Origin of the sequence: Amycolatopsis nivea, assembly GCF_004522235.1 — a bacterium.
Classification (GTDB): Bacteria; Actinomycetota; Actinomycetes; order Mycobacteriales; family Pseudonocardiaceae; genus Amycolatopsis; species Amycolatopsis nivea.
On sequence record NZ_SDLT01000059.1, the window covers coordinates 14,196 to 37,433 of the forward strand.

Annotated in this window: 24 protein-coding genes; 12 read left to right on the forward strand and 12 right to left on the reverse strand. The window is 69.3% G+C overall.

Going from position 1 to position 23,238, the window contains the following annotated elements; all coding sequences use genetic code 11:
• Positions 1-84 precede the first annotated feature (84 nt).
• The gene (locus EIZ44_RS41090) at positions 85-696 is read left to right on the forward strand and encodes a TetR/AcrR family transcriptional regulator (RefSeq protein ID WP_037807788.1); all 612 of its coding nucleotides are present in this window, start codon (positions 85-87) and stop codon (positions 694-696) included.
• Complete coding sequence (locus EIZ44_RS41095) at positions 693-1,664, forward strand: R2-like ligand-binding oxidase (RefSeq protein WP_134734265.1); 972 nt, start codon at positions 693-695, stop codon at positions 1,662-1,664. Before EIZ44_RS41090 ends, EIZ44_RS41095 begins: the two co-directional genes overlap by 4 nt.
• Positions 1,665-1,708: 44 nt before the next feature.
• Here the strand turns inward: EIZ44_RS41095 and EIZ44_RS41100 are convergent, their stop codons facing one another.
• Entirely contained in the window at positions 1,709-3,367 is a 1,659-nt protein-coding gene (locus tag EIZ44_RS41100) for an AMP-binding protein (RefSeq protein ID WP_037807793.1), read from the reverse strand.
• Positions 3,368-3,509: 142 nt separating this feature from the next.
• Between EIZ44_RS41100 and EIZ44_RS41105 the strand changes: the two genes are divergently transcribed.
• The 4 genes from EIZ44_RS41105 to EIZ44_RS41120 all read left to right on the forward strand — a co-directional run bounded on the left by EIZ44_RS41105 (position 3,510) and on the right by EIZ44_RS41120 (position 6,130).
• Positions 3,510-4,268 (forward strand): ESX secretion-associated protein EspG, encoded by a 759-nt coding sequence (locus EIZ44_RS41105; protein ID WP_134661878.1) that lies wholly within the window; start codon positions 3,510-3,512, stop codon positions 4,266-4,268.
• A gap of 57 nt (positions 4,269-4,325) precedes the next feature.
• Positions 4,326-5,072 (forward strand): PhzF family phenazine biosynthesis protein, encoded by a 747-nt coding sequence (locus tag EIZ44_RS41110; protein WP_134734266.1) that lies wholly within the window; start codon positions 4,326-4,328, stop codon positions 5,070-5,072.
• The gene (locus tag EIZ44_RS41115) at positions 5,072-5,443 is read left to right on the forward strand and encodes a YccF domain-containing protein (RefSeq protein WP_037807799.1); all 372 of its coding nucleotides are present in this window, start codon (positions 5,072-5,074) and stop codon (positions 5,441-5,443) included. The genes EIZ44_RS41110 and EIZ44_RS41115 overlap by 1 nt, the downstream gene beginning before the upstream one ends.
• 129 nt (positions 5,444-5,572) lie before the next feature.
• Positions 5,573-6,130: a dihydrofolate reductase family protein gene (locus EIZ44_RS41120; RefSeq protein WP_134734267.1), complete on the forward strand. Its 558-nt coding sequence runs from the start codon at positions 5,573-5,575 to the stop codon at positions 6,128-6,130.
• Here EIZ44_RS41120 and EIZ44_RS41125 read toward each other — a convergent pair.
• Positions 6,127-6,921 carry a metallophosphoesterase gene (locus tag EIZ44_RS41125; protein ID WP_037807802.1) on the reverse strand — a complete coding sequence of 265 codons (795 nt, stop codon included), beginning with the start codon at positions 6,919-6,921 and terminating at the stop codon, positions 6,127-6,129. The genes EIZ44_RS41120 and EIZ44_RS41125 overlap by 4 nt on opposite strands.
• A 37-nt stretch (positions 6,922-6,958) precedes the next feature.
• Positions 6,959-7,753 (reverse strand): HAD-IIA family hydrolase, encoded by a 795-nt coding sequence (locus tag EIZ44_RS41130; RefSeq protein ID WP_037807803.1) that lies wholly within the window; start codon positions 7,751-7,753, stop codon positions 6,959-6,961.
• Between the two features lie 194 nt (positions 7,754-7,947).
• Between EIZ44_RS41130 and EIZ44_RS41135 the strand changes: the two genes are divergently transcribed.
• Together EIZ44_RS41135 and EIZ44_RS41140 are read left to right on the forward strand one after the other, a co-directional pair.
• The gene (locus tag EIZ44_RS41135) at positions 7,948-9,726 is read left to right on the forward strand and encodes a multicopper oxidase domain-containing protein (RefSeq protein ID WP_078870248.1); all 1,779 of its coding nucleotides are present in this window, start codon (positions 7,948-7,950) and stop codon (positions 9,724-9,726) included.
• 195 nt (positions 9,727-9,921) lie between these two features.
• On the forward strand, positions 9,922-10,764 hold the full coding sequence (locus EIZ44_RS41140) for a transposase family protein (protein ID WP_134734268.1): 843 nt from the start codon (positions 9,922-9,924) through the stop codon (positions 10,762-10,764).
• 330 nt (positions 10,765-11,094) lie between these two features.
• Here EIZ44_RS41140 and EIZ44_RS41145 read toward each other — a convergent pair whose 3' ends face one another.
• From EIZ44_RS41145 to EIZ44_RS41165, 5 genes are read right to left on the reverse strand one after another with little or no spacing between them, the layout of a single operon-like run.
• Positions 11,095-12,174, reverse strand: coding sequence for a sulfate/molybdate ABC transporter ATP-binding protein (locus tag EIZ44_RS41145; protein WP_134734269.1), 1,080 nt, complete (start codon positions 12,172-12,174; stop codon positions 11,095-11,097).
• The gene (locus EIZ44_RS41150) at positions 12,171-12,938 is read right to left on the reverse strand and encodes an ABC transporter permease (protein WP_037809276.1); all 768 of its coding nucleotides are present in this window, start codon (positions 12,936-12,938) and stop codon (positions 12,171-12,173) included. Before EIZ44_RS41150 ends, EIZ44_RS41145 begins: the two co-directional genes overlap by 4 nt.
• A 49-nt stretch (positions 12,939-12,987) precedes the next feature.
• On the reverse strand, positions 12,988-13,785 hold the full coding sequence (gene modA / locus EIZ44_RS41155; RefSeq protein WP_037807805.1) for a molybdate ABC transporter substrate-binding protein: 798 nt from the start codon (positions 13,783-13,785) through the stop codon (positions 12,988-12,990).
• The gene (locus EIZ44_RS41160; RefSeq protein WP_009083933.1) at positions 13,782-14,186 is read right to left on the reverse strand and encodes a TOBE domain-containing protein; all 405 of its coding nucleotides are present in this window, start codon (positions 14,184-14,186) and stop codon (positions 13,782-13,784) included. Before EIZ44_RS41160 ends, modA begins: the two co-directional genes overlap by 4 nt.
• Positions 14,187-14,219: 33 nt before the next feature.
• On the reverse strand, positions 14,220-14,678 hold the full coding sequence (locus tag EIZ44_RS41165) for a MarR family winged helix-turn-helix transcriptional regulator (RefSeq protein WP_240691552.1): 459 nt from the start codon (positions 14,676-14,678) through the stop codon (positions 14,220-14,222).
• Between the two features lie 86 nt (positions 14,679-14,764).
• On the opposite strand from EIZ44_RS41165, the gene moaA reads away from it, so the two are divergent.
• The 3 genes from moaA to EIZ44_RS41180 all read left to right on the forward strand — a co-directional run bounded on the left by moaA (position 14,765) and on the right by EIZ44_RS41180 (position 17,402).
• The gene (gene moaA, locus EIZ44_RS41170) at positions 14,765-15,829 is read left to right on the forward strand and encodes a GTP 3',8-cyclase MoaA (protein WP_043827302.1); all 1,065 of its coding nucleotides are present in this window, start codon (positions 14,765-14,767) and stop codon (positions 15,827-15,829) included.
• Between the two features lie 4 nt (positions 15,830-15,833).
• Positions 15,834-16,115 carry a MoaD/ThiS family protein gene (locus EIZ44_RS41175; protein WP_043827301.1) on the forward strand — a complete coding sequence of 94 codons (282 nt, stop codon included), beginning with the start codon at positions 15,834-15,836 and terminating at the stop codon, positions 16,113-16,115.
• 663 nt (positions 16,116-16,778) lie between these two features.
• Positions 16,779-17,402 (forward strand): LysM peptidoglycan-binding domain-containing protein, encoded by a 624-nt coding sequence (locus tag EIZ44_RS41180; RefSeq protein WP_134734271.1) that lies wholly within the window; start codon positions 16,779-16,781, stop codon positions 17,400-17,402.
• 161 nt (positions 17,403-17,563) lie between these two features.
• On the opposite strand, the gene EIZ44_RS41185 is transcribed toward EIZ44_RS41180, so the two are convergent.
• From EIZ44_RS41185 to EIZ44_RS41200, 4 genes are all read right to left on the reverse strand, one after another.
• Positions 17,564-18,487 (reverse strand): molybdenum cofactor biosynthesis protein MoaE, encoded by a 924-nt coding sequence (locus tag EIZ44_RS41185; protein WP_134734272.1) that lies wholly within the window; start codon positions 18,485-18,487, stop codon positions 17,564-17,566.
• A complete protein-coding gene (gene moaC / locus EIZ44_RS41190; protein WP_037807821.1) occupies positions 18,484-18,954 on the reverse strand; it encodes a cyclic pyranopterin monophosphate synthase MoaC in 471 nt (156 codons plus the stop codon). Before moaC ends, EIZ44_RS41185 begins: the two co-directional genes overlap by 4 nt.
• 10 nt (positions 18,955-18,964) lie before the next feature.
• Positions 18,965-20,359, reverse strand: coding sequence for an NAD-dependent malic enzyme (locus EIZ44_RS41195; RefSeq protein WP_037807825.1), 1,395 nt, complete (start codon positions 20,357-20,359; stop codon positions 18,965-18,967).
• Positions 20,360-20,506: 147 nt separating this feature from the next.
• Positions 20,507-20,686, reverse strand: a complete 180-nt coding sequence (locus tag EIZ44_RS41200; RefSeq protein WP_037807827.1) for a hypothetical protein — start codon at positions 20,684-20,686, stop codon at positions 20,507-20,509.
• A gap of 92 nt (positions 20,687-20,778) precedes the next feature.
• Between EIZ44_RS41200 and EIZ44_RS41205 the strand changes: the two genes are divergently transcribed.
• On the forward strand, positions 20,779-23,019 hold the full coding sequence (locus tag EIZ44_RS41205; protein WP_134734273.1) for a helicase-associated domain-containing protein: 2,241 nt from the start codon (positions 20,779-20,781) through the stop codon (positions 23,017-23,019).
• Positions 23,020-23,238 lie beyond the last annotated feature (219 nt).

Here is a 23,238-nt window from a genome sequence, read left to right on the forward strand (position 1 = left end):
GACAGTTCCGGACAGTCCGCTGTACACGTGCACCATCCAGGTAAAGGTTCTTGACACAGATTCAGTCTGTGTCAAGCTGGCGGTGTGACCAGCTTCACCGAGCGGACCAAGGCGACGCTTCGCGAAACGCTGCTCGACGCGGCCGCGGACCTGCTCCCCGATCGCGGCCACCAGGGCCTCCGGATGGCCGACGTGGCCGCGAAAGCCGGGGTCAGCAGGCAGACGGTCTACAACGAGTTCGGCAGCAAGGCGGCGCTCACGCAGGCCGTCGCGCTGCGCGTCGCGGCGGAGTTCCTCGACGGCATCCGCTGCCGGTTCGAGGACGCCGAGAGTTTGCTCACGGGCATCCGCGGCGCGGTCGTCTACACGATCGAACACGCCAGGGAGAACCGGCTGATCGCGGCGGCGCTCGGCACCGAGGCGGGCGAGGATCTGCTCCCCCTGCTGACCTCGCGCGGCGAACCGATCCTCACCGCGTCGGCCGAACTCGCGGCGCAGCAGTACCTCGCGCTCGAACCCCGGCTCACCCAGGAAGCCGCCGCGCTGCTCGCCGAAACGGTGGTCCGGCTGTCGCTCAGCCACCTGGTGCTGCCGACGCATTCCGCGTCCGAGGCCGCCGAGTCGGTCCTCGCGGTGATCGCCCCCGCCATCGACCAATTCGTCCACAATGGAGTGAAACGAGAGGGCCAGTCATGACCGAGACGCTTCCGGAGCTGCGCAGCGGATTCTCGTCCCTGCGCAAGGGCGGGCTGAACTGGGACTCGTTCCCGTTGCGGCTGTTCGTCAAGGGCAACAAGAAGTTCTGGAACCCGGCGGACCTCGATTTCAGCAGGGAACGCGAGGGCTGGGAAAGCCTGACGCCCGAGCAGCAGCGCTCGACCACCTACCTCGTCGCGCAGTTCATCGCGGGCGAGGAGGCGGTGACCGAGGACATCCAGCCGTTCATGCGCGCGATGTCGTCGACCGGCCGGTTCGGCGACGAGATGTACCTGACGCAGTTCTGTTTCGAGGAGGCCAAGCACGTCGAGGTTTTCCGGCGCTGGATGGACGCCGTCGGGCTGGACGACGACCTGCATTCCTACGTCGCGGAAAACCCGCACTACCGCAAGCTTTTCTACGAGGAACTGCCGCAGTCGCTGCGCGCGCTGGAGGACGATCCCAGTCCGCTCAACCAGATCCGCGCGAGCGTGACGTACAACCACGTGATCGAAGGCAGCCTCGCGCTCACCGGGTACTACTCGTGGCAGCTGATCTGCACGCAGAACCAGATCCTGCCGGGAATGCAGGAACTGGTGCGCCGCATCGGCGACGACGAACGCCGCCACATGGCGTGGGGCACGTTCACCTGCCGCAGGCACGTCGCCGCGGACGACACGATGTGGGACGCCGTGCAGGAACGCATGGGCGAACTGCTGCCGCACGCGCTCGGCATGATCCAGTGGGTACAGGACCAATTCGAGGAAGTCCCGTTCGACAACGACCCCGAGGAATTGATCCAGTACGCCGCCGACCGCGCCCAGCGCCGCCTCGGCGCGATCGAATCCGCGCGGGGCACGCCGGTCGAGCAAATCGACCTCGACTACTCGCCCGAGCAGCTCGAGGAGACCTTCGGCGAGGAAGACGAAAAGGCCCTCGCCGAAGCCGCCGCGGCCGCTTCCGCCTGACGCGAACCGGCGGCCGTCCACATCGGACGGCCGCCGGTTTCAGCTCACGCGTGCTTCTGCGACGCCGCCTGCTCCAACCCCAGCAAAGTCACCGACTGCTGGCGCATTTCGACCTTGCGCACCTTCCCGGTCACCGTCATCGGGAATTCCTCGACCACGTGGATGTAGCGCGGGATCTTGTAATGCGCCAGCTTGCCCTGGCAGAACTCGCGCACCGCTTCCGTGGTCAGCGGCTGCGCACCCTCGCGCATCCGGATCCAGGCCATCAATTCCTCGCCGTACTTGACGTCCGGCACGCCGATCACCTGCGCGTCCAGCACGTCCGGATGCGTGTAGAGGAATTCCTCGATCTCGCGCGGATAGATGTTCTCGCCGCCGCGGATCACCATGTCCTTGATCCGGCCGGTGATGTTGATGTACCCCTCGTCGTCCATGATCGCGAGGTCGCCGGTGTGCATCCAGCGCGCGGCGTCGATCGCCTCGGCGGTCTTTTCCGGTTCCTCCCAATAGCCGAGCATCACCGAATAGCCGCGGGTGCACAATTCGCCGGGAGTGCCGCGCGGCACGGTCAGCCCGGTTTCCGGATCGACCACTTTGGACTCCAGATGCGGGCCGACCCGGCCGACCGTCGACACCCGGCGCTCCACCGAATCGTCCGCGCGGGTCTGCGTGGACACCGGCGACGTCTCGGTCATGCCGTAGCAAATGGACACCTCGGTCATCCCCATCCGGTCGATGACCTGCTTCATCACCTCGACCGGGCACGGCGATCCGGCCATGATGCCGGTGCGCAGCGAGCCGAGGTCGAACGTCTCGAACTCGGGGTGGTTGAGCTCGGCGATGAACATCGTCGGCACGCCGTACAGCGACGTGCAGCGTTCGGCGGCGACCGCGGCGAGCGTGGCCTTCGGGTCGAACGCCGGGGCCGGGATGACCATGCACGAACCGTGGCTGGTGCACGCGAGGTTGCCCATCACCATGCCGAAGCAGTGGTAGAAGGGCACCGGGATGCAGACCCGGTCCTCCTCGGTGTAATTGCACAGCTCGCCGACGAAATAGCCGTTGTTGAGGATGTTGTGGTGGCTGAGGGTCGCGCCCTTGGGGAAACCGGTGGTGCCGCTCGTGTACTGGATGTTGATCGGGTCGTCCGCGGACAGCCCGGCCTGCAGCTGCGCGAGCCGCTCCGCGTCGCCGCCGCGGCCCGACTCCATCAGGTCGGTCCACGACGAGGTGCCGAGCAGCACGACCGCTTCCAGTCCGGGACAGTTCGGCCGGACCTCCTCGATCATCGCCCCGTAGTCGGACGTCTTGAACTTGTCCGCGGCCACGAGCATCCGGATGCCCGCCTGGTTGAGCACGTACTGCAGTTCGTGCGAGCGGTAGGCCGGGTTGATGTTGACCAGGATCGCGCCGATCTTCGCCGTCGCGTACTGGAGGAACGTCCATTCCGCCCGGTTCGGCGACCAGATGCCGACGCGGTCGCCCTTGCCGATGCCCGACGCCAGCAGCCCGTGCGCGAGGGTGTCGACCTCGGCGGCGAGTTCGCGGTAGGTCCAGCGGGCGCCTGCCTCGCGGTCGACGAGCGCGTCCCGGTCGCCGAACGCGGCCACCGTGCGGTCGAAATTGTCCCCGATCGTGTCGCCGAGCAGGGGGACGCTGGAGGTCCCGGAGGCGTAACTCGGCAGTGCAGGCGCGTCAGGCATCGGTGCCTCCCGTGGCGGTCTTCGTCGACGAGCCCGAGTCTAAGCTCGATTTCGGACCTTTCCGCCACCCTAGTTATGGGGTGCGCTCGCACGAGCGGCTGACGGTCGTGCGCGTTCCGCTACCCTCGGTGCGGGTTGTTTCGTGCACGAGGGGACTGGGACGTTGCCAGAGGAATTCTCCCTGGGCTGGACCGAGACCGACGTGGCGGTGCGGCGCACCGGGCTGCCCGCGTCGTGGCATCCGTTCGAGATCCGCAGCGCGGGCGCGACGATGACCGAGCACAACCGGCTGGCCGAGGAGGCGTGGACCGCGCTGCGCGGCCGGGGGCTGGCTGACGCGGAGAAGCTCGACCGGGATGTCGAAGCGACCCTGCGCGCGTGGACGAGGCCGGACGTGCTGATCATCGTGCGCGCGGCCGAACTGCCGTCCGGGACCGTGCTGTACCGGGCGTGCATCGGCGAGGGCCTCGGCGTGTTCTCGGAGCAGGTCGACGACGGGCTTCGCTTCCAGCAGGTCCGGCCGGAGCGGCTGGTGGATCTGGTGCTGAGCATGTTCCCGCCCTATCCGGCGCTGCCCGTCTCCCCGGTCGCGATCACCCAGGGCCCGCCGCCGAAACGCAACGCCGCGGCGCCCGCGCCGTCGCGCCAGGATCGCGACGCGCTGGCCGGGTACTCGCAGTGGCCGCTGCACCGGCACGGAACCGTGGAACTTTCGCTGCGGCCAGGACAAGGCACGCTCCGCCCGGTCTCGACGGCGACGTTCGTGGACACCGACGGCGGGCGGTACCTGACGTTCTCGGAACCGTTGCCCGACGGCGGGTTCCGGCTGCATTTCACCCCGTCGACGGGCGCGCACCTGCGGACGTGGCTGCTGGAGACGATCGAAGAGGGCGTGCGCTGAGAATTCAGGGCTAATCCCCGATGCCCTGCCGCCGTGCGACAGGGCAAGATCGGCTCCATGCAATTCCACCTAGTCGACGCCTTCACCGACCAGGCGTTCGCCGGCAATCCGGCGGGCGTCGTCGTGCTCGAGCAACCCGCGGACGCCGAGTGGATGCAACAGGTCGCGGCGGAGATGAAGCACTCCGAGACCGCGTTCGTGGTCGCCGCCGGCGAGGGCGCGAAATCCCTGCGCTGGTTCACCCCGACCGACGAGGTCTCGCTCTGCGGGCACGCCACCATCGCGGTCACGCATGTCCTTGGCGGGCACCAGGTTTACGACACCCTCAGCGGCAGGCTCACCTGCACCAAGGCCGACGGCTGGATCGAGATGGACTTCCCCGCCGACCCGCCCGTCGAGACCGGCGAAGACCTCTCCCGCATCCTCGACCTGCCGGCGAAGTTCACCGGACGGGCGCGCGAGAACCTCTTCGCGGAGCTCGAAAGCGTCGAAGCGGTCCGCCAGGCACAGCCAGACCTCGACGCCCTGCGCGCCACCTGGACCGGACGGCTGATCATCACCGCGGCAGGCGACGACTTCGTCAGCCGGTTCTTCGGCCCCGGGGTAGGCGTCGACGAGGACCCGGTCACCGGTTCCGCGCACTGCTCGCTGGCCCCGTACTGGACGCGGAAACTGGGCAAGAACGCCCTCGTCGGTCACCAGATCTCCGCCCGCGGCGGAACCGTGCGCACCGAAGTCCGCGACGACCGCGTGCTGCTGCGCGGCCAGGCCGTCACCGTAGTGAGCGGGGAGTTGTACGTCTGATGCGACTGATCCTCAACGTGATCTGGCTCGTCCTCGCCGGTTTCTGGATGGCGCTGGGCTACCTGTTCGCCGGAGTCATCTGCTGCGTCCTGATCGTCACGATCCCGTTCGGCATCGCGTCGTTCCGGATCGCGAACTACGCACTGTGGCCCTTCGGCCGCACAGTCGTCGACCGCCGCGAAGCCGGGGTCGGCTCGTTCGTCGGCAACGTGATCTGGTTCCTGGTCGCCGGACTGTGGCTCAGCATCGGCCACCTGATCACCGGGGCCCTGCAGTGCCTCACGATCATCGGCATCCCGCTGGGCCTGGCGAACTTCAAGATGATCCCCATCTCGCTGATGCCGCTGGGCAAGGAGATCGTCGACTCCTGAGGTCCGTCCTCGGTTGACCTGCCGCGAGGCGAACCGGCCAGTTCGGTTCGCCTCGCGGCCTCTTCGCGAGTCCTACCGAAAAATAATTTTGTCTTGACAACTCAAACCATCGGCAGCAAGCTGTGCCGCATGACAAATGCACGCAAGCTGATCCTCGGTTTCTACGTCTCGCTCGACGGCAAGAGCGCCGACGCCGACAACGGCATCCGGGACGTCATGATGTCCATCGACGACCCCGAGCAGGAGAAATACTTCGTCGACCAGCTGTGGGAGGCCGGAGCCTTCCTGATGGGCCGCAACACTTACGAAGCCATGGCGGGCTTCTGGCCCACCTCGGACCATCCCTCGGCCAAGGCGATGAACGCGATCCCCAAGGTCGTGTTCTCCAGAACTCTCGCCACCGCGGACTGGGCCGAGACCCGGATCGCCAGCGGAGACCTCGCAGAGGAGATCGCCCAGCTCAAGGCCGAACCCGGCAAGGACCTCGTCGCCGCGGGCGGCACCGAATTCCTGCACTCGCTGATCAAGCTCGGCGTCGTGGACGAGTACCGGCTCTGGGTGCTCCCCGCCGTCACCGGCAAGGGCGCGGCGCTGTTCCCGGAACTCGGCGAAGCCCGGCGGTTGCGGCTAGTGAAGAGCACCGCCTTCCCGTCCGGAATCCTCGAACTGCGGTACGCGGCCAGCTAGTCCTCAGGCTCGAAGGGCAGCTTCACCACGAGGCACGGACCGCCGACGAACAGGCCGCCGTCGATGCCCAGCGCTTTCCCTCCGGCGTAGAGGTACGGGCCTTCGATCTGCGTCGGGTGGATGCCGAGCTGGTCGGCGATCACGCTGTGCCCGTGCACGATCCGCGAGCCGCCCAGCGCGTTGAGCAGCCGGTCGGCGTTCTCCTCGCCGTCCGGGCCGCGGAAGGCGTACCGGGTGGTCATCCGCCGCCAGACGTCCCACCAGGCCTCGATGTTGCTGCCGGAGAGGATGTCGTGCGCGGTGGCGTTGATCGAGTCGAGGTCCTCGCCCCAGTCGAGGTACTCGAGGGTGTCCGAGTGCAGCAGCAGGTGGTCCTCGTCGACCGCGACGAGCGGGCGTTCGGTGAGCCACTCGATGTGCTCGGGGGTGAGCCGGTCCTGGTCCGACAGCAGGCCGCCGTTGATCTCCCAGCTGCGCGCGAAACTGCGCGGCCCGAAGTCGGACGGCACCGGGCGGTCGCCGAAGTGGTACATCCCGAGCAGCAGGATCTCGTGGTTGCCGAGCAGCATCTGCACCGAGCCGCCCGCCTCCGCCGCCTGCTCCTGCAGCTCGCGCACGAGGTCGATCACCCCGACGCCGTCCGGGCCGCGGTCGGTGAAGTCGCCGAGGAACCACAAGCGGTCGTCGACGCCGGCCCACTTGCCGTCGCTGTCGACCAGGCCCTCGGCGCGCAGTGCGTCAACCAGGGCGTCCCGGTGCCCGTGGACGTCGCCCACCACATAGACGCTCATCGTTCGACGATATGCCCTGATCCCGGGCGGTGGGCGGTCAGCCTTCGCCGAACGGGTCGAGCGTTCGCCCGATCAGGTCGGCGACCGAGCCGATCACCTTCGTCGGCCGGTACGGGTAGTTCTCCACCGATTCCTCGTTCGAGATGCCGGTGAGCACCAGAATGGTCTGCAGTCCGGCCTCGATCCCGGAGTGCACGTCGGTGTCCATCCGGTCGCCGATCATGAGCGTCGACTCCGAATGCGCGCCCAGCCGGCGCAGCGCGGACCGCATCATCAGCGGGTTCGGCTTGCCGACGTAGTACGGCGAGCGCCCGGTGGCCCGCTCGATCAGCGCGGCGACGGACCCGGTGGCCGGCATCGAGCCCTCGACGCTCGGGCCGGTCGCGTCCGGGTTGGTCGCGATGAACTTCGCGCCGCCCTCGATCAGCCGGATCGCGCGGGTGATCGCGCTGAAGCTGTACGTGCGGGTCTCGCCGAGCACGACGTAGTCCGGGTCGCGCTCGGTCAGCACGTAGCCGACCTCGTGCAGCGCCGTGGTGAGCCCGGCCTCGCCGATCACGAACGCCGAGCCGTTCGGCCGCTGCGACGCGAGAAACTTCGCGGTCGCCAGCGCCGAGGTCCAGATCGACTCCTCGGGGATGTCCAGACCGGTACGCAGCAGCCGCGCCCGCAAGTCGCGCGGGGTGTAGATCGAGTTATTGGTGAGCACCAAAAAGTCGATACCGTTGTTCCGCAGTTCGTCGAGGAACTCGTCCGCCCCCGGGACGAGGTGTTCCTCCCTGACCAGCACACCGTCCATGTCGGAGAGATACGTCCACCGGCCTTCGCTCATGCGCGAAAACCTATCACGCGCGCGAGACGCCTGCGGCATACGACGAAAACGGCTACAGTGGAAATTGCCGGTAACGCGAGGGGAGTCGCGGGACCGGTTACCGAGGGGGTTCGGGGGAATCTTTTCCGTAAGCTCCGGCGTATTCGCCGTGGCGCAATTCTTCCTGCCCCTTGATTTGAAGGGGGAACAACCTGATGACAGAAATTGTCGACCGGCCCGCCGCCGCGGCCCCGATCACCGGGCCGAACTGGGGGCTCACCAAGTTCCTTGACCCGCTGCCGGTTCCGCCGGTGCTGCGGCCGCCGTGGTGGGGGCAGGACATGATCACCATTCCGATGGTGGCGAAGCGGCAACGGCTGCACTCGCAATTGCCGCCGAGTACATTGTGGACTTATGCCGGACATTTCCCGGGACCGACAATCGAAGTGCGCAGCGGCAAACAACTGCGGATTTCGTGGTCGAACGAAATAGAGGGCGAGTTCCCGTTGGTCGCCGTGCAAGGACCGGTGGGCGACGCACCGACCACCCGCCCCGGCCGCGAGCTCGACCGGCCCGGCTACTCGATCGTCGACGGCGTCGCGGACCTGCCCGCCTGGACCGTGGTTCACCTGCACGGCGCGCGCACCAACGCGAGCAACGACGGTTGGGCGCACAACGCCGGTCTCCGGGGCACTTCGCAGCTCGCCGAGTACCAGAACCGGCAGCAGGCCATGCCGCTCTGGTACCACGACCACGCCATGGCGATCACCCGGTTCAACGTCCACACCGGTCTGGCGGGCCTGTACCTGATCCGCGACGACGAGGAGGACGAGCTCGACCTGCCCGGCGGCGATCGCGAACTGCCGCTGATCCTGACCGACCGCAACCTCGACACCGACCCGGCGACCGGAGCGCTCACCGGGCAATTGCTGTACAAGTTCCCGTACGTGCCGAACGGGCCGATGATCCCGTTCTCCGGTCCGTTCACGCTGGTCAACGGCGTGATCTGGCCGCACCTCGACGTCAGCGCGCGGTGGTACCGCTTCCGGCTGCTCAACGCGGCCAACGAACGGTTCTTCACGCTGAACCTGGTCGACGAGAACAACGTGCCGCGCAACGACGCCGTCCGCCTGATCGGCACCGACGGCGGGTTGCTGCCCGCTCCCGCGCCGCTGCCGTCCGGCGGGCTGACCGTCGCGCCCGCCGAACGGTTCGACGTGCTGATCGACTTCAGCCGGTTCCAGGGGCAGAAAGTCAAGCTGCGCAACGCCGATCCCAACCTCGGCGGGGTCGAACCGGACGTCATGGAGTTCCGGGTGGAAAGCCGCGCGCGGCACGATTCGTTCGAGCTGCCCGAAAAGCTCTCGTCGTCGTACGTCCGGATCAAGCACGGTTCGACGCTGCCGGAGGACCACGACCACGTCTGGGTCGCGCTGCTGCTCAACGCCAGCGGCCATCCGGAGATGTGGGACCTCGAACAGGTCGACGCCGATCCGGGCGGCAAGGGCATCATCCAGATCAACGACCCGGCGGGCGGGCTGAAGACGTTCCGGATGATCGGGCGGCTCTTCGACGACACCACCGGCATCTTCATCGACCACGGCAAATGGGCGGTGTGGAACATCGTGCACGTCGCGAACGGCGGGCCCGCGCATCCGTTCCACATCCACCTGACCGAGTTCCAGGCGCTCTTCCGCCGCAGCTTCACCACGACCTTCGACCCGGCCGCCGAGCGCACTTCCCGGCCGATCGACGGGTTCGCGGAAGTCCCGCTGGAGAAGTACGAGGAGGGGTGGAAGGACACGATCATCGTGAACCCCGGGCAGTGGGTGAGCGTCGCGGGCCAGTTCAGCGGCGGCACCGGCGAGTTCATGTACCACTGCCACATCCTCGACCACGAGGACGAGGGCATGATGCGGCCGTTCGTCGTCCACCCGCCCGAGGTGGCGAAGTTCCACGTCCACCCCGGCGGCGGCCACCACCACGGCGGCTGAGCGGGATCGCTTGCACCCCAATGCCGCATTGGGTGCATCTGACGCACCCAATGTGGCATTCGGTGCATCCCACGCACCCAATGAGGTTTTCTCAGTAGGGCTTGGTGGGGGTGTGTCGCCGAGGGGCGAGGCGTGGGGCCGCTGGTAGGACTGGATTTGCTGAAGATCAAGTCCGAGAGATTCCAGAGGCCCCACGTGATTGCCTATGGTGCCACGCTCGACGTGGCGCGCGAGCTGGCCCTGTTCGTCGCGCGTGTCCTGCACGCCGAACGCCGTCGCCGCGGCACCCGCCGCGGCCGGCGCGCGTTGACGCCGTTCGGGCAGGCGATGCTGGAGCTGGCCTGGTTCCGCGACGCCGTCCCGGTGCACCGCCTCGCCGCCGGCCACGCCGTCAGCGTCGCGACCGCCTACCGGTACCTGCACGAAGCCATCACCGCCCTCGCCGCCCACGCCCCCGACCTGCACCAGGTCCTGGAACAACGCCGCAGCGCCGGGGACGCGCACGTCATCTTGGACGGCACCCTCATCGCCTGCGACCGGGTCGCCGCGACCACCATCAAAACCAAAGGCCGCAACCGCGGCGCGACCGTCCACCTCTGGTACTCGGGCAAACACCGCTGTTTCGGCGGGAACATCCAATTCCTCGCCACCGCCGACGGCTACCCGCTCTGGGTCTCCCCGGTCCTGCCCGGCTCCCGCAACGACCTCGCCTCGGCCAGGCACCACGGCATCACCGGCGCCCTCACCGCCGCCGCGGCCCACGGCCTGAAAACCCTCGCCGACAAGGCCTACCACGCAGCCGGCATCGGCATCCTCACCCCGGTCAAGAAAACCACCGGCCGACCGCCGCTCACCCTCGACGAGCACGCCTTCAACCTGCTCCACACCCGGCTGCGCTGCCTCGGCGAACGCGCCGCCGCAATGTTGAAAACCCGCTGGCGAGCACTCCGACACATCACCCTCTGCCCCCAACGCATCGGCCACATCACCCAAGCAGTCCTCATCCTCACCCACCACGAACACCGCGGACGCTACTGAGAAAACCTCAATGTGGCATTGGGGTTTTCTCGGTAGCGCGGTGTGCGGCGGGGTCGCGAGAGCGGTGCTTGCAGAACTCTGCGGGCACCTGCCGGGGGCGGCTCGTCCGGATGAGGTCCGTGAAGGACCTTGCCACCGCGCGCCAGCCCGCTGCGGGAGGGGCGGAACCCTCCGCGAGCGCGGTGAGTGAAGCTGTCCGGTCGCGACGGACGCGGTCCGCCGAGGCGAACGTCCGTGAGGGGAACCCTCACGGAATCAGATTCCGTCAGGGTTCCCCTCACGGACATCCAGCGGCAGCGAAGAACCGAACCCACGCGGGGGAAGCGAGGCTCAGGAAGCCGCGGCCGGGTGCACCGCCACAGTCGCCGCCTTCACCGACAGCGCCACCGCCGAACCGGGCTCCAGCGCCAGTTCGGCCACCGCCGCCGGGGTGAGGTCCGCGGTCAGGCCGTGTGCCCAGCCGCTGCCCTCGGTCCGGATTCGGATCACCGGTCCGTGCGGTTCCAGGGCCGCCACGACGGCGTCGGTCGTGTTGCGCGGACTGCCGTGGTGGTCGCCGTCGTGCGGGTAGACCGCGACCGCGTTCGGTGCGAACACCGCGACCGCCGCCTCGCCCACTACGGTGTCCGGCGTCAGCAAACCCGTCACCACTTCGCCGGACGGCGTGCGCAATCCGTCGTCCACCGCCATTCCAGACACCAGATTCAGCCCGGCGATCCGCGCGGTGAACGGCGTCCGCGGCGCGGCCAGCACCTCGCGCGTCGGGCCGCGTTCGACGATCCGGCCGCCGTTCATCACCGCCACGTGGTCGGCAAGAGCCAACGCGTCCAGCGGGTCGTGCGTGACCAGCACGGTCGTCGGGCCGTCGCGCAGCACCCGGCGCAGCAAGCCGCGGATCGCCGGGGCCGAGTCCACGTCGAGCGCGGCGAACGGTTCGTCCAGCAACAGCAGGTCCGGCGCGGAAGCCAGCGCCCGCGCGATCGCCACCCGCTGCTGCTGTCCGCCGGACAGCTGGCTCGGCCGCCGGTTCGCGAACTCCGCCGCGTCCACTTCGGCCAGCCATCGCGAGGCGATCGCCCGTGCCTCCGCCCGGCTGGCACCGGTCGAGCGCGGCGAGAACGCGACGTTGTCCATTGCGGACAGATGAGGGAACAGCAGCGCGTCTTGGGACAGCAGGCCGATCCGCCGTTCGTGCGGCGGCAAGTCGACACCGTTCCCGGCCAGCCGCCGGTCGGCGAGCGTGACGTCGGCCGACGTCACCGGCAGCAGACCGGCGAGGCTGCCGAGCACAGTGGACTTCCCGGAACCGTTGGGCCCGAGCAGCGCGAGCACGGAGCCGCCGGGCACGGTGAACTCGACGTCGAGCGAGAACTCGCCGCGGCTCAACGCCAGCTTCGCCGACAGGGTCACCGCAGCCCGCCTTCCCACGACCGCGGCCGCGCGAGCGCGATGACCAGGATCGCGACCACGATGAGCAGCAACGCGAGCGCGACCGCGCTGTCGATGTCCACTTCGGCCTGCGTGTAGACCTCGAGCGGCAGCGTCCGGGTCACGCCTTCCAAACTGCCCGCGAACGTGATGGTCGCGCCGAACTCCCCCAGCGCGCGAGCGAAGCTCAGCACGACGCCGGAGCCCAGCGCGGGCAGCAGCAACGGCAGCGTCACCCGGCGGAACACCGTCCACGGGCGCGCGCCGAGCGTCGAGGCGACCTGTTCATAGCGGTCGCCGGAGCCGCGCAGCGCGCCTTCCAGGCTGACGACGAGGAACGGCATCGCCACGAACGTCTGCGCGATGACGACCGCGGCCGTCGTGAACGGCACCTGCTCGCCGGTCAGCCAGTTGATCAGGATGCCGAGGAAACCCTTGCGCCCCAGCAGGTACAGCAGGGCAAGGCCGCCGACCACCGGCGGCAGCACGAGCGGAAGCAGCACCACCGAACGCAGCATCCGCACGCCCGGCACCCGGGAGCGGGCCAGCACGATCGCCAGCGGAACGCCGAGCACCACACAGGCCACTGTGGACAGTGCGGCGGTCGTCAGCGACAGCCGGAGCGCGTTCAGCGACGACGACGTGACCAGCAGCGACGGCAGCCGGGTCAGATCGGACCGCACGAGCAGGCCGACGACCGGCAGCACCACGAGCGCGAGCGCGACGACGGCGGGGAACCAGAGGATCAGTGGAACCCGGGCGTGCGGCGGCCGCGTCTCGGCCGCCGCGCCCGCCTTACTTGCCAGGGCCAAAGCCGATCTTGGCCAGTTCGGCCTTGCCCTGCTCCCCGAGGACGAAGTCGGTGAACTGCTTCGCCAGCGCCGCCTGCGGAGCGTTCTTGACGGCCGCGATCGGGTACTGGTTCACCGCGCCCGAGGACTCCGGGAAGTCGACCTTGTCCACTTTGCCCGCCGCCGACGTCGCGTCGGTGACGTACACCAGCCCGGCGTCGGCGTCGCCCGACTGGACCTTGGCCAGCACCTGCTTGACGTTCGTCTCCTCGCTCACCGGCTTGAGCGCGGTCTTGGTGCTCTGTTCGACCTTCTGCGTGGCCGAACCGCACGGCACCTGCTGCGCGCACACGACGACGTTCAGGCCCGGCTTGGTCAGGTCGGCGAAGGTCTTGATGCCCTTCGGGTTGCCCTTGGCCACGGCGATCGCGAGCTTGTTGGTGGCGAAGACCGTCGGCTGGCCGTCGATCACGCCGTCCTGCACGGCCTTGTCCATGTTCTTCTGGTCGGCCGAGGCGAACACGTCGGCCTTGGCCCCGTTGTCCAGCTTCTGCACGAGCGCGGACGAACCCTCGTAGTCGAAGACGACCTTGACGCCCGGGTGCGCGGCCTCGAACTGCTTGCCGAGCACGTTGAAGGACTCGGTGAGCGAGGCCGCGGCGAACACCGTCAGCGTGCCGCCTCCCGGAGCGGGCGCGGACGCGGAGCCCGCACCCGGGTTCGAGCTGGGCTGGTCGCCGGAGCTGCAGGCACTGGCGAACAACGCGGTCGCCGCCGCGGCGACGAGGGCGAGCTTCTTCATCGGGATCCTTCCGGGGTTTCCACCACGACGGTGGTCGCCTTGACCACGGCGACCGCGAGCACGCCCGGGCGCAGCCCGAGTTCGCGGACCGCCTCGGTGCTCATCAGTGACACGACTCGGTGCGCCCCGCACTGCAGTTCGACCTGTGCCATCACCTTGTCGGCGACGACCTCGGTGACGAGTCCGACGAAGCGATTGCGGGCGGAGCGGCCGACCGCCGACGGGTCGTCCGGTTCGCTGGCTTGGGCCCGGGCGAACCCGGCGAGCTGAGCGCCGTCGACGACCTTGCGGCCGGCGGCGTCGTCCGTCGCGGTCAACTGACCCGCGCGAACCCACCGGCGGACGGTGTCGTCGCTTACGCCGAGCAGCCGAGCGGCCTCGGACAACCGAAATTGCGGCATGGCCGGAACATTATCCCCGCAGATGCGGAAAAGCTATGCGGGATGCGCATTTTCGCGTAACGCTTCGAGCATTGCGAACTGATAACGCCCGAGGACTTTCCGTTCTGCGGAAGTGAACTCCGCGAGCACCCCGGCAAGACGCCGCGCGACCCGCGCGGAGATCGCGTCGAGGCGTTCGCGGCCGGCCTCGGTGATCGTCACGAGCACCCTCCGGCGGTCGGCCCGGTCGCGTTCGCGGAGCACCAGACCGGACTTCTCCAGCCGGTCGAGCACGCCGGTCACCGCACCCGTCGACAGGCCGGTGAGCTGCCCGATTCGGCCCGGGGTAAGGGAATCGGCGGTCTGCCCGGCGAGTTCGAGCGCCTGCAGTTCGGTCGCCGAGAGCCCCTCGAGGGCGGCGTCGCGGGCGTGCCGGAGGACGACGTGCGTGCGCAGCTGAGCCGCCAGCGCGGCGAAGTGAGTCAGCTCACTATTCGTCTCAGCGGTGCTCACCGAGTGCCTCCACATCGGAACCGAGGGTGGTTTTCCAGCTTTTCGCAAGCCTGCCTTTTCAGGCCGCGCAAGCTATCCTGAGCGTAATGACAGCAGTACATCTCGGGTTTCCTCGCGTCCCCGGCAACCGAGGCCCGTCCGGCACGCCCCGGCCCGAGCACCCCGGTCTCGTCGATTCCTTCGGCCGCGTCGCGACCGACCTGCGGGTCTCCCTCACCGACCGGTGCAATCTGCGCTGCACGTACTGCATGCCGGCCGAGGGCCTCGACTGGATGCCGAGCGAGCAGGTGCTCTCCGACGACGAACTGGTCCGGCTCATGCGGATCGCGGTCGAGATGCTCGGCGTCACCGACATCCGGCTGACCGGCGGCGAACCGCTGCTGCGCCCGGGACTGGAAGGCATCATCGAGCGGATCACCGCGCTCGAGCCCCGTCCCCGGGTGTCCATGACCACCAACGGGATCGGGCTGGCCAAACGCGCCCCCGGCCTCGTCGCGGCCGGGCTCGACCGGATCAACGTGTCGCTGGACACCATCGACCGCGAGCGCTTCGCCGAACTGACCCGCCGCGACCGGCTGCCGCACGTGCTGGCCGGCCTCGCCGCCGCCCGCGACGCCGGGCTGTCGCCGGTCAAGATCAACTCCGTGCTGATGCGCGGGTACAACGAGCACGAGGCGGTGCCGCTGCTGCGGTTCGCCCTCGAAGAGGGCTACCACCTGCGGTTCATCGAGCAGATGCCGCTGGACGCGCAGCACGGCTGGAACCGCCGCGACATGATCACCGCCGAGGAGATCCTCGCGATGCTCGGCGAGGCCTTCACCCTGTCCCCGTTCCCGGCCCCGCGCGGCGGCGCGCCCGCCGAGCGCTGGCTGGTCGACGGCGGACCGGGCGACGTGGGCGTGATCGCGTCCGTGACCAGGCCGTTCTGCTCCGCCTGCGAGCGCACCCGGCTGACCGCCGACGGCGCCGTCCGCTCCTGCCTCTTCTCGAACGACGAGACGGACCTGCGCGCCCTCGTGCGCGCGGGCGCGCGCGATGAGGAGGTGGCGGACGCGTGGCGCGACACGATGTGGCGCAAGCTCGCGGGCCACGAGATCAACGAGGCCGGCTTCGCGCAGCCGATCCGGCCGATGAGCGCGATCGGCGGTTGAGCCCATGACCTCTCCCACGGCGCCTTCTTCCCCGGTGACGGTTGTCGTCCGGTACTTCGCCTCGGCGCGGGCCGCGGCGGGCACCGAGGAGGAGAAGGTGGAGCTGGCGGCGGGCGCGACGGTGGCGGACGCCGTCCAGGCGCTGCGCGAGCTGCACCCCGGGCAACTTTCCCGCGTTCTCGACGCGGCGAGCTTCCTGGTCAACGAGGTGGCGGTCCGCGATCGCGGCCGCGCGCTCGGTGACGGCTCCTACCTGGACGTCCTCCCGCCGTTCGCCGGCGGATGACCGACCGGAAAGCCCCCGTTCACGCGGCTGAGCGCCGCGCGTACGGCCGGAGCGGCGGTTTCCGGCCGATTGGTCCGGACCACGGCGAATGGCGGCACTGGCGCGCTGAGCGGTCGGCACGCTTTATCCCTACTCTCCGAAGCGTTTCGCTCACGGCGTATTTCCGCAGCTCAAAGAACCACTCGGCGGGCAGTGGCCGACCGTTGACGAGTGGTTTAGAGTGCCCTCCCTTATCTGCCGCGAATGGCCCCTTGACGCGTTATCGACGTGACCCAAGCCTCACGATCCGTGAAATATCTCGGCAAGAAAACGGGCAGATAACGACGCTCTGACCAGCGGAAACAGGCGGATCGAGACAGGTTGCGTGCCGTTACTGTGACGTAGGTCACACCCCGAATGATTTCCGATCACGCCGCGAATTACGTACCGTCGCTTTTCGGTTGGCCCCGACCGACCAAGCAACACCGGGAATCCGTAGCGCCCAGCTCTGTCCAACGGATCCCCGGACCCATACCCCGAGCGAAAGCATTTCCGGACAGAGACGAGGGGACGAAGACGGCGCGTCGTGCGACGTCCGCGTCAGCCGCCCGGCAACGGACGGACGGGCTCCCAACCCGACCCGCAGCATCGAGCTCGTAGGCGCAGGAATCGAGAAGTTTTCAGATGTCTTACCGAGGCAAGCACCGCAAGATGTCCGCCGCCACCCGCACCATTGCCCGTGTCGCAGTCGCGGGTATCGCGGTCGGCGCCCCCCTCGCGATCGCCGCGACCCCCGCGTCGGCGACCAACTGGGACGCCATCGCGCAGTGCGAGAGCGGCGGCAACTGGAGCACCAACACCGGAAACGGCTACTACGGTGGCCTCCAGTTCACCCAGAGCACCTGGAAGGCCTACGGCGGCACCGGCAGCCCGCAGGGCGCGTCGCGTGAGCAGCAGATCGCCGTCGCCGAGCGCGTCATGCAGGGCCAGGGCCCGGGCGCGTGGCCGGTGTGCAGCAAGAAGGCCGGCAGCTCGGCCTCCGCGCACAAGGCGACCCCGAAGAAGAGCACCGCCAAGAAGGCGACCCCGAAGAGCGTTGCCCCGAAGAAGCAGGTCAGCAAGGCCGTCGCGGCCGTGGCCAGCTCGAACCCGAACGGCGACTACACCGTCAAGGCTGGCGACACGCTCTCGAAGATCGCCAAGGAGCACAACGTCCAGGGCGGCTACCAGAAGCTGCAGGACCTGAACAAGCAGTACGTGCCGAACGCGAACTTCATCGTCGTCGGCCAGAAGCTCGCCACCAAGTGAACCCTGGCCTCCTCGTGAGGCTGGTTCCGGCGCAGCATCTGCTGTGACAGAACGCCCGAAGGGCCCCACCGCGTCAATCCCCTGGCGGTGGGGCCCTTCGTCGTGTGCAGGGTCGTGAGTGGCGATCCCGGTTAGAACCGGCATCGCCGCGCACGAGGTGGTCAGGGAGAGTTGACCCATTCGTCGGTGCCGTCGGTGAAGTGCTGGTGCTTCCACACCGGAAGCCGCGACTTGACCTCGTCCACCAGCTCCGCGCACGCCGTGAACGCCTGACCGCGGTGCTCGGCGGCGACCGCGCAGGCAAGCGCGACGTCGCCGATCGCCAACGCGCCGACCCGATGGCTCACCGCCACCGCCCGCACGCCCTTCCAGCGCGCCGCCAGGTCGTTGACCACCTCGGCGAGCACGTCTCGGGCCGTCGGGTGGCCTTCGTAGGTCAGATCGCGCACGCCCTTGCCGCCGTCGTGGTCGCGGACCACGCCGGAGAACGTCACCACGGCGCCCGCCGCATCGTCCTCCACCAGTTGCGCGTGTTCCTCGACCGACAGCGGCTGGTCGCTCACGTCCGCGCGCAGAATCCGGACCGCCGGACCGGACGGCGCCGCCTCGCGCGGGTGGTCGCCACCGGCGAGCTGGTCCACCGCGTGGTCGAGAATGTCCGTCAGGACCCGCAGACCGTCCTTCACGCCGCCGCTCGACCCCGGAAGGTTCACCACGAGGGTCCGGCCCGCGACTCCGGCCACGCCGCGCGAGAGCACCGCGGTGGGCACCTTCGGCAGCCCGGCCGCGCGGATCGCGTCCGCGACGCCGGGCAGCTCGTAATCCAGCACCGCGCGGGTGACGTCCGGGGTCCGGTCGGTCGGCGAGATGCCGGTGCCGCCGGTCGTGAGGATCACCTGGACGCCGTCGGACACCGCGGCCCGCAGCGCGCCGCCCACCGGGTCGCCGTCCTCGACGACGACCGGCGGCGGCACGTCGTAGCCCCGCTCGGCCAGCCAGGCGACGAGCACCGGGCCGGTCTTGTCCTCGTAGACGCCTCGCGCGGCGCGGTTCGACGCGACGATGACGCGCGCGGTCTTGGTCATGGCCGCTCCCAGGTCCCGGTCTTGCCGCCGTCCTTGCGGATCAGCCGCACGTTGTCGAGCGTCGCGGCCGGGTCGACAGCCTTGATCATGTCGTGCAGGGTCAGCCCGGCGACCGCGACGGCGGTGAGCGCCTCCATCTCGACCCCGGTGACGTCCTTGGTCTTGGCCGTCGCGCTGATGTGCACGGCGGTCTCGGCCAGTTCGAACTCCACCTTGACCCCGGACAGCGCGATCTGATGGCACAACGGGATCAGCTCGGGCACCCGCTTGGCGCCCATGATCCCGGCGATCCGCGCGGTCGCCAGCGCGTCGCCCTTGGGAAGGCCGTTGGCCGAAAGCAGGCCGACGACCTCCGCCGTGGTGTGGACGGTCCCGCCGGCCAGCGCGGTGCGCGCGGACGCGGTCTTGCCGGAAACGTCGACCATCCGGGCGGCCCCGGACTCGTCGACGTGGCTGAGTTCACTCACGCCCGCGAGGCTACTGCCCGCGTTCCGCCCGCACCGCGTTGCGCACCGCTTCCGCGACCGCGGGAGCCACCGCGCTGTCGAACACGCTCGGCACGATGAACGACGCGTTGAGCTTGCCGTTGTCCACCACGTCGGCGATCGCGTCGGAGGCGGCCAGCAGCATGTTGTCGTCGATGTTGTGCGCGGCGGCGTCGAGCAGGCCGCGGAAGACGCCAGGGAACGCCAGGACGTTGTTGATCTGGTTCGGGAAGTCGCTGCGGCCGGTGGCGACGACCGCGGCGTGCTTCTGCGCCTCCAGCGGGTCGATCTCCGGGTCCGGGTTGGCCAGCGCGAAGACGACGGCGTCGTCGTTCATCGTGGCGACCTGCTCCGCGCCGAAGAGGTTCGGGGCCGAGACGCCGATGAAGACGTCCGCGCCGACCAGCGCGTCGTGCAGGGTGCCGGACTTGCCGTCCTTGTTGGTATGCTCGGCGATCCAGGTCAGGTTGTCGTCGAGGTTGCCGCGGTCGGGGTAGACGATGCCGTCGATGTCGGCGGCCACGATGTCGCCCGGGTTCTTGCGCAGCAGCAGGCGGATGATCGCGGAACCGGCCGCGCCGACGCCGCTGACCACGATCTTGCAGTCCTCGATGTTCTTCCCGACCACGCGCAGCGCGTTGCGCAGCGCGGCGACCACGACGATCGCGGTGCCGTGCTGGTCGTCGTGGAAGACCGGGATGTCCAGCTGCTCGCGCAGCCGCTTCTCGATCTCGAAGCAGCGCGGCGCGGCGATGTCCTCGAGGTTGATGCCCGCGTACACCGGCGCGAGCGCCTTCGCGATCATGATGATCTCTTCGGTGTCCTGGGTGTCCAGGCAGACCGGCCACGCGTCGACGCCGGCGAACTTCTTGAACAGCGCCGCCTTGCCCTCCATCACCGGCAGCGCGGCGGCCGGGCCGATGTTGCCGAGGCCGAGCACGGCGGAACCGTCGGTGAGCACCGCGACGGTGTTGCGCTTGATGGTCAGCCGGCGCGCGTCCTCGGGGTTCGCGGCGATCGCCTGGCACACGCGGGCGACGCCCGGGGTGTAGGCGCGGGAGAGGTCGTCACGGTTGCGGAGCGCGACCTTGGGGCTGACCTCGATCTTGCCGCCGAGGTGGATCAGGAACGTCCGGTCCGAGACCTTGCGCACCTGGACGCCGGGCAGCGAGTCGAGCGCCTGCGTGATGTCCTGCGCGTGGTTTTCCGACAGCGCGTTGGCGCTGATGTCGACGACGATCGAGTCCGCGTGCGATTCGACGACGTCGAACGCCGTCAGCACGCCGCCGACGCGGCCGACCGCGGTGGTGAGATCACCCGCGGCCGTTGACGAGGCCGGGGCCTCGACCCGGACGGTGATCGAATACCCGGGACCGGGAACCGGCATGACACGTACTCCCCGCAGGTGGTGTGGGTTCGGACGGCTCGAATCTAGTCCGGTGACCCGCGCCACCACACCCCAACCGGGTGACTGACCAGTAACTTCAGGTTCGGGGGCGCCACCAGCGCGGCGCTCCCGAACGCGGTCCGCAGGTCAGCGGTTGATCTCGGTCTCCGGGTGCACGTACGGCACCTGCTCGAGCGGGAAGGCCAGGTCGCCGAACGGCGAAAGCGCTCCCTGCCGGTCCGAGGACAGCTCGGTGACCGGGTGCTCGCCCGGTTCGCCCGGCCACGTCGGGTCGATGCCCTTGCTCTGCTTGTCGCCCTTCGCCACTGCTTCCTCCGAGGCCCTCGTCCGGCAAACTCGCACACAGTCTGCCCGAACACCGGTCGTGCGCGCGCACCCGCCCGGTATCCTGGGTGTCTATGCCCGCGACCTCTCTGGCGGACTGGCTGCGTGCGGAGTCCGACGACGCACTCGCCGAACTGCTGCGCACGCGTCGCGATCTGTCCACCCCTCCTCCGTCCGACACCACCGTGCTCGCCACCCGCGCGGGCACCCCGGGGTCGGTCGCCCGCGCCTGCGAAGACCTCGACACGTTCACCCTCGCGGTGATCGACGCGCTGCTGGTCGCCGGTGCCGACGTCGAGCCGGCGCCGGTGTCCTCGGTGACGGCGCTGGTCGGCCGCGACGTGAGCGAACCACTCGCCCGGCTGCGCGCCCGGGCGCTCGTCTGGGGCGCTGACGACGAACTGCGAGTGCCACCCGCGGCCCGCGACGCTCTCGGGCCGTTCCCAGCCGGGCTCGGCGCGCCGTCGCCCGCGCTGGCCGCCACCGACATCGACGCGCGACTCGCGGAGGTCGGCGACGACGAGCGGGCCGTGCTCACCGCGCTGGCCGCCGGGCCGCCGATCGGCCGCACCCGCGACGCGAGCTTCGACGTCGGGCTGTCCGACGCGGCCACGCCGGTGCAGAAGCTCCTCGCGCGCGGCCTGCTGCTGCGCCGGGACGACCAGACCGTCGAACTGCCCCGCGAACTCGGCCTGCTGCTGCGCGGCGGGCACGCGTTCGAACCGGACACGCTCGTCGAGCCGGAGCTGCCCGTCCATCCACATCGGACGGACACAGTGGACGAAACCGCGGCCGGTGAAGCGATGGAGTTGCTGCGGCAGACGGAGTCCTTGCTACGGATGTGGTCGGATTCGCCACCGCCGGTGCTCAAGGTGGGCGGGCTCGGCGTACGCGAGCTGAAGAAGATCGCTAAAGATCTCGAGGTCGATGAGACTCGCGCGACGCTGCTCGTGGAGCTGGTCGTCGGCGCGGGACTCGTTGCGGACAGCGAAAACACCGCTCCCGAATACGTGCCCACCATGCTCACCGACAGCTGGCTCGCGTCGCCTTCGGTACAGCGGTGGATGACGCTCGCGCAGGCGTGGCTGGAACTTCCCCGGTTGCCTGGGCTCGCCGGTGGCCGCGACGCGAAGGACAAGCCGATCGCGCCGCTGTCCGAAGAGCTGCGACGGCCGCTCGCGCCCGTTTCCAGGCACCGCGTGCTTACCGCGCTGGCTGAGCTGAATCCGGGCGCAGGCGTGAAAAGTGTCGATGAGCTAGTCGCGGTGCTGGCTTGGCGCGCGCCTCGGCGAGGTGGTCGGCTGCGCGACGAAACCGTCCGCTGGACGATGGCCGAAGCGACCGCGCTGGGCCTTGTCGGTCTCGGCGCCCTCACCACCGCTACCCGGCTGCTGCTGGAGGACGACCGCTCCGGCGCTGTCGAGGCGATGCACGACGCGCTGCCCGCACCAGTCGACCACGTCTTGGTGCAGGCCGACTTGACGGTTGTCGCGCCGGGCCCGCTGGAACCGGAACTGGCGGCGGACATGGCCGCGGTCGCGGACGTCGAATCCGCTGGCCACGCAACGGTTTACCGCGTCACCGAGCCGTCGGTGCGGCGCGCGCTCGACACCGGACGGACCGCCGACGAACTGCACGCGATGTTCCGCAACAAGTCGGCGACGCCGGTGCCGCAAGGCCTCACGTACCTGATCGACGACGTGGCCCGCCGCCACGGCCGCTTGCGCGGCGGCACCGCAGGGTCGTTCCTGCGCTGCGACGACGAAGCGCTGCTCGCCGAGGTCCTCGCGAACCCGGTGGCCGCGGAGTACGACCTGCGACTGATCGCGCCGACGGTGCTGATCAGCTCCGCCCCGCTGGCCGAAGTACTGGAAGCCTTGCGCGGCGCGGGTTTCGCCCCCGCGGCGGAGGGCCCGGACGGCCGGGTGGTCGACCTGCGCCCCACCGGACGCCGCCTGCCCGCCCGCGCCCGCGCGGCCCGCGCCCGGCCGGGCGAACAGGCGGTGCTGACCGACGAACAGGCGACGCGGATCGTGTCGAATCTCCGTGCAGGAGACCAAGCTTCGGCCCGCCGCCGCGGTTCGACGGTGCGCGCACCTGGCGGCGGCGGTGCGGACACGACGGCGACGCTCGACCTGCTTTCCCGCGCGACGCTCGAACAACGCGAAGTGTGGATCGGCTTCGTCGACTCCCGCGGCACGGCTAGCCAGCGCGTGGTGCGCCCGCTGCGGGTCGGTGGTGGGGTGTTGGAGGGTGCGAACCATGAGCGGTATCCGTTGCACCGCATCACTTCCGCTGCGCTGGTCGAGGACTGAGATCGCACGACCGAAAGGTACGTGAGGGTTCCCCTCACGTACATCTCCATCTCGAGGCCCGGCAGCGCCGCACCCGCGGCGATGGCATTGGGTGCGTTGCGAGCCAGCGGGTTCCGTTGAGCGCGATGGTAGGGGCATGGCCGGAGCAGCCAAAGCGGCGTTCGGTGCGTCTTGCGCACCCAATGAGGTTTTCTCAGTAGGGCTGGGTGGGGTGTGTCG